Source organism: Streptomyces pathocidini (assembly GCF_001418495.1).
Lineage (GTDB): Bacteria > Actinomycetota > Actinomycetes > Streptomycetales > Streptomycetaceae > Streptomyces > Streptomyces pathocidini.
Genome location: NZ_LIQY01000437.1, coordinates 1 through 8896 on the forward strand (window position 1 = coordinate 1; position 8896 = coordinate 8896).

Annotated in this window: 6 protein-coding genes and 1 pseudogene; 3 read left to right on the top strand and 4 right to left on the bottom strand. The window is 65.4% G+C overall.

Annotated features, from left to right (window positions below; genetic code table 11):
• From AOK16_RS19685 to AOK16_RS25955, 4 genes and pseudogenes are all read right to left on the bottom strand, one after another.
• Positions 1-697, bottom strand: a 697-nt coding sequence (locus AOK16_RS19685; RefSeq protein ID WP_157859277.1) for a GNAT family N-acetyltransferase, incomplete at its 3' end; no start/stop codon positions are given.
• A 262-nt stretch (positions 698-959) separates the two neighbouring features.
• A pseudogene (locus AOK16_RS25945) lies at positions 960-1114 on the bottom strand (transposase); the annotation flags it as partial.
• 95 nt (positions 1115-1209) lie between these two features.
• Complete coding sequence (locus AOK16_RS25950; protein ID WP_079101570.1) at positions 1210-1554, bottom strand: transposase; 345 nt, start codon at positions 1552-1554, stop codon at positions 1210-1212.
• A 1200-nt stretch (positions 1555-2754) separates the two neighbouring features.
• Positions 2755-3909 carry a LacI family DNA-binding transcriptional regulator gene (locus tag AOK16_RS25955; protein WP_420865392.1) on the bottom strand — a complete coding sequence of 385 codons (1155 nt, stop codon included), beginning with the start codon at positions 3907-3909 and terminating at the stop codon, positions 2755-2757.
• A gap of 3 nt (positions 3910-3912) precedes the next feature.
• Here AOK16_RS25955 and AOK16_RS27490 point away from each other — a divergent pair, with 3 nt between their 5' ends.
• The 3 genes from AOK16_RS27490 to AOK16_RS19710 form a co-directional block, all read left to right on the top strand.
• Entirely contained in the window at positions 3913-4131 is a 219-nt protein-coding gene (locus tag AOK16_RS27490; protein ID WP_169790919.1) for a hypothetical protein, read from the top strand.
• A 513-nt stretch (positions 4132-4644) separates the two neighbouring features.
• Positions 4645-7167 carry a DEAD/DEAH box helicase gene (locus AOK16_RS19705; protein ID WP_107098406.1) on the top strand — a complete coding sequence of 841 codons (2523 nt, stop codon included), beginning with the start codon at positions 4645-4647 and terminating at the stop codon, positions 7165-7167.
• Between the two features lie 178 nt (positions 7168-7345).
• Positions 7346-8896: fibronectin type III domain-containing protein (locus tag AOK16_RS19710; RefSeq protein WP_205627736.1), on the top strand; the 1551-nt coding region annotated here is incomplete at its 3' end.

The window sequence follows — 8896 nt, forward strand, 5'->3', positions numbered from 1 at the left end:
CGGCGACCTCGCCGTTGACGGGCGCCAGGACGCATTCGAGGGGGTAGGCGGCGCCGTGTCGGGGGGGCGGGGCGAGCAGGGGGAGGTGTTCCCAGCCCTCGGTGCGGGCCAGCATCCCTGGTCGCCGGGGCACTTGGCGGGCGTAGAAGGCCTCGCAGGAGGCCAGGGCCTTGTACGGGTCCTCGAGGGTGAGGGCCACCTCGCCGCCAGCGGGTGTTGCCAGGGTGATGTGGTGGGATTGCACGTCCAGGGACAGTTGGCGGGCCGCGACGCCGTAACCGAAGCGCCCGTAGATCGGGGCCTCTGAGGCAGTCAGGACGGCCAGAGGCTCGCCCTGGCGCTGAAGTGACTCGAGCTGATGACGCATCAGGGCGGACAGCATGCCGCGGCGCCGGTGGGTGGGCTGGACGCTGACCATGCTCACCCCGGCGGTCTCCACGAGGTGACCGCCCGGCACGGTCATGCGGAAGGAGAAGATTCCGGCGGTGCCCACGATGGCGCCCTCGTCCCGCACGACATGGCAGCGGAGAGGCTCGGCGAGGCTGCTCCACAGGGCGGTTGCCTCGTCCGGTTCACTCTCGTGGAACGCGTCGAGCACAGCCGTGTAGAAAGCCTGCCATTGCGCGGCCGGGAGGTCCTGCACGTCCCAGACAGGCGGCGGCAGACCACGGGCAGCGAGTTCGGTGGATGCAGACATCAAAGGCACCTTCCTGGTTGACGGGGGGGCGGATGCCGATCATCTCTAGCAACCAGAACCAGGGGCTCCAAGAAGCCACGGCCGCTTCACGCCACCACACACATTCCGTGGAACCATCCACTGGAATGGGGCATTCGCCTTCTAACCTTGCCCAATGGACGGGTTAGCACCTGCTGATCCACGGGGTCAGACGCGGATTCTTGGCCTGAAGCCGCAGCCTCGGCGGCTGGCCCCCTTGGCCAGTTCCCGCTCCAGCTGAGTGCCAGACCCCGCCAACCACATCGGGTAGGCCCTTCAGCCCGTCGCAGACGAGCATGAGGATGCCTTCCAGGCTGCGGTTCTTCAGCTCGGTCAGGATCTGGAGCCAGCTCTTGGCACCTTCGCCTCCTCGGCGCCAGTCCACAGTCCGAGGATTTCTCAATATGTCGCCATTCGAGCGGGATGGTTCACCCTCGATACGAAGACCACGTGACCGCATAGCTATTCTCAAACTTTCCCTCAGCCCAATTCCGCTAAAATTGACCTCTCGTTCCTGCTTTAGAAGAAACCGTCGGCTTCAGCACCGCCGCGAAGAGAGTGACGATCGTTTCAAGAATCTCGTTCGTTCTCCTCAAGTCGGCGTTCTCCTGTTCAAGTTGGTGAAGCCTGTTGGCTTCCGAAGGCAAGAGTGGATCTTGCAGATCAGTTTGGGCTTCGGTCTTCTTGACCCAATGTCGTAGGACTTCTGGATGGATTCCCATCGACTCCCCGACCTCTCGGATGATCCCACGCCGTCCCGGCGTCTGGCACTGCCTGTCTGCCACTGCGCGCACGGCCCGCTCGACCAGTTCCTCCGAGTATTTTCTGTGCGCAGGCATGGAAAAATCCTTTCGAGGTCAGTCACACCGATCCCGCCCCCGGCGTGATTGGGACTGTCAAACGAGTGATGAACTGCGGCAGTTGGGGCTACTGACGGGCCGCTGGCAGACGGCCGTCGAGGTCGATGTCGACGGCGTTCAACGCAGCCTTCCTGTGCGGAGTCCAGCAGCCCTGGCATTTTCGGTGAGATCGAGGGGAATGATCGCCATATAGATGCGTCTCAGGGTGGCCTGCTCGTGGGAAGTTCCCCGCAGGCCTTGAAGGTCCGGTAGATCAGATCGTTGACCGATTCGATCGCGTTGGTCGTGCAGACGGTGCGGCGGATCTCGGTGTCGAGCCGCTGAACGAGGCGAACTTCCCCAGGTGTTCGCCCGCAGCATCACAAGCTCGAGCCATTCCTGCCCCAGGCATGCGAACTCGGCGGGCCGCCGCCTGCACGGCCTCTTCGGCGAGGGCGACGTAGAGGGGTTTGAGGGGCTTGGCGATCTAGCTCCAGGCCTGGCCCGCGACATAGCAGAGGGGAAGTTCGCAGCAGATGAGCCGGGCCCAGTCTGCACGATCTCCGCGGCCAGGCCGGACCAGGTGCGCCACGTGCTCACGAAGCTCAGGCGGGTGGGCGAGTGAGAACCATGACTCACGGTCCTCGGGGAGTCGAACTTCCTCCGGCCCTGGAGGGGGAACAGCGACTCCGAGGAGCTGCGCACGGAACTCGAGGTCCTCAAGCCCCCGTTCGCAGGCGCCATTCGTGAGCCTGTGCAAGAACAGTGACACAATGTCGGAATAATGTCAATGTGCGACTTTTCTTCCAGCTAGCGTGCCGAACTGGGGACGGTCAACTACGGCCCTGTATGCACGTGAGCGCGCCCGACCACCTGCTGGCACTCACGCCACCCGGCCACCCCACTTCGGCCTGGCCCGGCAGCGATGAATGCGCCAACCCGCTCCCGTTACACGCCAGCAGGGCCCTGCCCTGGCAACGGTCAGATGGGCACCCTCTGGCGAGGCGGGCCGTGTCTGCGCAGAACTCGACCTCGGGCTGTATCCCTGTCACACAACGCTTCTGGAGCGCTGACGGGTTCGCGGCCAGTTGCGTTGTCGATGTCGGAGGGGGTCGGGTGCGGGCGGAGAGCGCTTGGGCTGCGATGGCTGCGGGAGTCCGCCCGGTGGTCCGGCGAGTCACCGCGGGCACTGGCGAAGCGTCAGGCTCTCTCAAGGCCGTTCGGGTCGGCCCCCCGGACTGAGGGGCATTCGTTCCGTGTGCCTTGGCCACCGCACGAGCCTCGCACCTGAAGCTTGGGCATGAGCTCCAAGCACCATCGCCGCATTTGCGAGTTCTCCAGTCGGCGCAGTAGAAGTTGCATGGCAGTCTCGCCAAGCTCCTTCCCTGGGACGGCGATAGACGTGAGTGGAACATCGGCGATACTCGCATAGTCGTCGCTGTAGCACACGATGGCGAGGTCCTCCGGAACGCGGAGGTTGTGCAGGAAGAGTCGCTGGAGCATGTTGACGGCGTCCAGATCCGTGTGCACGAGCACTGCTCGCACGCCCTGGGATTCCCTGAGTTCTAGCAACCGATCAGCGTCATGCTCGAATGCGTCAAAGCATCCACCGAGATGACGCTCTTGTGGGGAAAGAAAGTCATCTTCGGTTTCCAGTGCTCTGATGGCCGTCAAATAACCGGAACGAACATACGGAAGAGTGTGGGTGTTCCTGGAGAGCAATGCGATCCTCTGGTGTCCCAGTCGTGCCAGATGGCGAACAGCCAGAGCGGCTCCCTCGGCGTGCGCGGAGCAGACGTGGTCTATTCCCTCCTCGTGGGCGCCCGCAGGCAGCTTGCGCTCGACCAGCACGGCGGGAACCCCCAGTGCCAGGATTCGATCAACCTCCGCTTCGGTGGGGCCGCCAACGCCCCAACTGGGGGAAAGCAACAAGCCCTTCACGCCAGCTTGCACCATGGACTGCATGTGCACTTCTTCCCGACTCCTGTGGAATCCGGAGACGGCTACTTTCAAGTGAATCCCAGCGGCTGCAGCGACTGTCCGGGCTCCGTGGACAATCTGCCGGAACTGATGTTCCAGAGTGGGTATCACCATGCCCACCACGTGTCGAGAGCTATCTGCCTGGCTCTTTCCAGCCAATCGCATGTCACGCGCGTTGAGAGGCGCAGACAGCGGGGAAACGGATCCATGCAGCCACCGCGCCTGTCCCGATCGGTCCAGCGCTGCCACATCTCGCCGCGCCGTTGCCGAGGAGACGCCGAGTTCGATGGCCAACTCGCTTAGCCGTATGCTTCCTCCAAGAACGCCGACGGCGCCTCCACCGGTACGTTCCGCCTCGTCAACCGCTACAGCCAACTGGTGATCGGCATCTCGGGCCGCTCCGACCGATTTGTCGAGACCACGCCCACCCGCGCGTGGACCGACGCCACCGGCAACCCCGTTGGCGGCGCCAGGACCGCCGCCGAGCAGATCCTGACGCTCACGCCCACCAGCCGGGCAGCGGCAGCCCACACCGGGCGCAGCGGCATTGCCGCAAAGGCCACCGCCCCCAACTCCCTCCCCTGGCCCGCTACGTAGAACACACCACCCGACCGTGAAAACCCTGCCGGACGGCACGACGGACGCCTCCCCCACCGTGCCGACCGGCACCGCACCAGCTCATCACGCCCGATCAAACTCCTATCAGGAGTACATGGAGCAGCTGAGCAGTGAACCGTTCCGGGTTGCGGGGGCCCGATCAGCCAGGCAAACCCTCCAACGAACCCGGAACGGTTCAGGTGAGTCGTGCGAGCGCCCATCAGATGACAGGTTCGTACGTCGAGGCAGAATGCACGACCCGTGCATAGGTTGCTGGGCTGGTGGCAGAAGCGCCGGGGGCGGTCGCGAACTGCGGGCGGAGCTGTGGTTGACGACGAGCACAGGTCGACACGTGTGTACCGTCGCGTGTGTGTCGTCGCGCAGCAAGCCCCCCCCCCGGGCAGATCCTGGCGCAGCTCGTGGTACGGATTTAGGTGAGGGAGGACGGTACAATTTCCGTTCCTCCTTTCCTCCGAGGCTTTGAATTCCCTTTCCGGAAGAGAGGTGTTAGCGGTGACCGCCAAAGCACTGCGGCCACATCAGCGGGAAGCCGTTGACGCCGTGATCCGCGCTCTCGAATTGCCTGTGACATCGCTCGTGCCGGAGCGGGGGCTTCGGACGCAGGTGATCATGGCCACAGGGTCCGGCAAGACCCTCGTGGCCGTACGCAGTGCCGAGGAGCTCCGGGCGGGCCGGGTGCTGGTGCTCGTACCCTCGCTGGACCTGCTCGCCCAGACCGAGGCCGCGTGGCGTGAGGGCGGCCGCAGGGGCCCGATGATCGGCGTCTCCTCCCTCCGCGGGGACGACGTGCCCTTCCCCAACACCACGAACGTCGACGAACTCGTCGACTGGGTCAAGGCGTTCAACAAGGTCACCGTGTTCGCCACCTACGCATCCCTCGGCCTCGGCACCCTGGAACGCGCGCACGCCGCCGGCCTTCCGGGCTGGGACCTCATCGTCGTAGACGAGGCGCACCGGACTTCCGGACGGCTGGGCAAGCCGTGGGCGGTCGTCCACGACAACACCCGCATCCCGTCGCTGCGCCGCCTCTACATGACCGCCACCCCCCGGCTGTGGCAGGCCGGCGAGGGCCAGGAGCAGCAGAGCGCGCCCGGTGAGTTGGTGGCGAGCATGGAGGATTCCGCCGACTCGCCCTTTGGCACCAGGTGTTTCACCTTGACACTCTCGGAGGCGATCGACCGGGGGATCTGCGCGCCGTACGAGGTCGTGTGCGTGGACGTCACCGATACCCAGCTCCAAGCCGCGCAACTGCTCGGCGCGGACGGGCGTACGGACGAGGTCCGCGGGGCCCGTCTTGCAGCTCTGCAGGCCGCGCTGCTGAAGGCGTCGGCCGAGAAGGGTTTCCGCCGCACGCTGGTCTTCCACCATGTCGTCCGGGAGGCCGAGGCGTTCGCTGCCGGCCTCCCCGACGTCGCCGCGCGGCTGCACACCGCGGACCCCGAGCTGTATCCGAAGACGATCTGGGCGGACTGGCTGTGCGGTGAGCACCAACCGCTCCACCGCCGCCGCGTACTCGAGGAGTTCGCCGACGGGATTGCCGCCGACGGCAGGGTCGTGGAGAAGAGCTTCCTCGGCTCGGTGAGAGTCCTGGGCGAAGGAGTCGACACCCGCAACTGCGACTCCGTCTACTGGGCCGACGTCCGCGGCTCCATGCCCGACCTCGTCCAAGCCGTCGGCCGCGCACTGCGGATGCAGCCCGGCGAAGGCAAGGTTGCATCGCTCGTGGTACCGGTTCTGCTGGGTCCTGGGGAAACGGCGGACAGCATGCTCACCAGCCGGGCGTACGCCGGGTTGGCCAAGCTCCTGGAAGCACTCAGGGCGCACGACACACGGATCGTCGAGCAGTTGGCCGAGCAGCAGGCCCCCAGCCGCTACAAGCCCGTGCAGGAGCGCGAAGAGGGCCAGGAGGCCGGGGGCGCTGGGAGCGGCGATGATGTGTCCACGCCGGCGCAGGCCCTGCTGAAGTTCAGCACCCCGCGCGACCCCACGCAGCTGGCCGCGTTCATCAACCTCCGCGTCCTCAACCCCGAACACGCCCACTGGCGCCGCGGCATGGAGGCCGCCGCCCTCTACACACGCCAGCACGGCGACCTGCGCGTGCCGTTCACGTACCGCGTACCCGCCGTCGACGACCAGGCGGTGGGGGCCGAGGGGTGGCCGACCTCACTCGCCGACTTCCCCCTCGGGCAATGGATCGCAGACAACCGGCGCTTCCACGCCCGCGGCGATATGGACGAAGACCGCATCCAGCAGCTGGAGAAGATGGGCATGGTGTGGTCGCACTTCGACGTCGTGTGGGAGGAGGGCCTGTCCGCCGCGCGAGGGTGGGCCGAGACCAACGGGCACCTCCTTGCCCCGCTGGACGCCACCTTCCAGGGCTACCGGGTGGGGATCTGGCTCAAAAACGCCAGGGCCGCCGCCCGGAAAGCCACCGAGATCGAGCAATGGCGGGCCGAAGGCCTGCCCGTGGAGTCGTCGGCCGGGGCGCTGACGGACGAGCGGCGCGAACAGTTGGAAGACATCGACCCGTCCTGGTGCCCGGCCTGGCCGGTGGAGTGGCAGCGCGCCTTCCACCTCGTCCGGCTCCACCTGGAAGCCGGCCGCCCGCTGCCGACCCAGCCCGGAGACGTCATGCACCAAGGCCAGGACCTCGGACGATGGGTACGCTCCGTCCGACTCGGCTGGGACAACCTCACAGGCGTCCAGCAGTGGATGTGTGAGCACATCCTCGGGATCGAGCCCGCAACCGAAGACGAGAAACCGCCCCCACGCCATACACACGCCGACAAATGGGCCCTCAACCTCGCAGCCGCCGCCCAGTACTACCAGCGCGAAGGACACCTACGGGTCCCCCGCAAACACGTCGAAACGATCGCCACCGGCGCCGACGACGAGGCCCAGGAAAAGCAAGAGCTCCGGCTCGGTGCCTGGGTCAGCAACCAGCGATCCCGGGCCGCAACGCTCACGCCAGAGCGGATCGAGCAGCTGTCCTCGATCGGGATGCGGTGGGCGTAACCGTCATGATCGGGAGTTGTACCGGACGATTTACACCCCATGGCTGTCGACTTTCGTTTCGCTAGATGACCCATACGTTGAGCGCTTGGCGCGATTGTGGATGGCAAGGTGAATTTCGACCTCGGTCAGATGGAAGATCAGCGAGCTTTGACAGCTCAAACACGCACAAGGAATTCTCGTGAAGAGCCGTATCCTCCGTAGCGCCCTCACTTCACTCACGCTTGCGACTGCTGCCATTCTGCCGACGGCGGGCACCTCGCAGGCTTACGTTTCCGGCCCGATGGGCATGGCTTGGTTCAACTGGAGCATTGAAGATTCCAGCTCCTATTCCTTGGGCCATATATCGTTCCCGATCCAGGTGGACGCAATGGACACGCTTGAGTCGGGGAAGGGCCAGTACTACTACTCGAACATGTACAAAATCAACGGTGGAAACCGTGGATACATCGGTGTCCAGCCGATCAAGAATGCTTCCAACGGCAACATGCAGGCCCAGACGATCTTCTCGCTGTTTGGCGCAGGGGCGAAGCCCGAGAGCGACAAGTGCCGTAGCGGTGCGGACGGAGGAGCGGGAGTGAGCTGCTCCGGGTGGATCTCCAGGTTCGAGTTCGGGAAGACCTACAAATTCGAGATCGACCAGGACGCCAATAACCGTTCGCTGTGGCACGGCTCGGTCCGCTTCCCTGACGGCCATGCCGAGCCGATCGGCTCCTACTCCGTGCCCAGCAACTGGGGCGGAATCGAGCAAAGGGAGACCGGATCTTTCGTCGAGTGGGTGCGGGGCGTGGAGTCCTGCGAAAAGCTCCCGTGGACTGAGGTCTCGTTCGGGCGGCCTGAAAGCCGCAATGCCACCGGTACGACGCACGGCGCTCGTTCAGGCGGTAAGTGCGGAGGTAAGACATACGTCGGGATCTCGGGAGGCGGCACCCAGCAACTGAACATCCGCATGGGTGGAACGGCCCAGAAGCCGTCCGCCCCGTCCGGCCTGCGCGACAGCGGCGTCACGGCCAACCAGGTCAAGCTGATGTGGAACCCGGCCCCCGCCGAGGAGAACGTGACGGGCTACGAGGTCTTCCGCAACGACCAGAAGATCGCCGATGTCTCGAGCGGTGTGGAGTTCACCGACACGCAGGTGTCTCCGAACACCGATTACGCCTACAAGGTCCGCGCGGTCAACATGCCGGGCGAGTCCCCCTTCTCCAACACGGTCAACGTGAAGACGCCGGCTGAATCGTCGCCGTCTCAGCCTGTGGTGGTTTCTCAGGCGTGGCTGGTGAAGAAGGACAACGGCCAGACGCTGGTCTCTGTCAAGGGCAAGGGCACGCCTGGGTCGCAGGTTTTCGTGAAGGCCTCCAACGGGTCCTGGAGCGACCGCCAGATCACCGTCGGTGCGAACGGTGAGTTCTCGTTCATCAGTGGCTACTACGAGAAGGACGGTGTGACCGTCCAGCTCCGCAAGGACGGCCAGTCGCAGACCTCGGACAAGGTGGCCCTGCAGGCCGCTCCGGCGACGATCTCGACCCCGGCTGCCGGCTCCAGCGTGGAGCGCACGTTCACGGTGACCGGCAAGGGCGAGGCCGGTGCCGAGATCACCGTGAAGGCCGGCAGCACCGAGGCCCGCACCACGGTCAAGGCCGACAAGACCTGGACCGTGAACCTGGCCAACGTGGCCACCGGCGCCCAGGAGCTCAGCGCCGTGCAGACGATCGACAAGGTGATGTCGACTCCG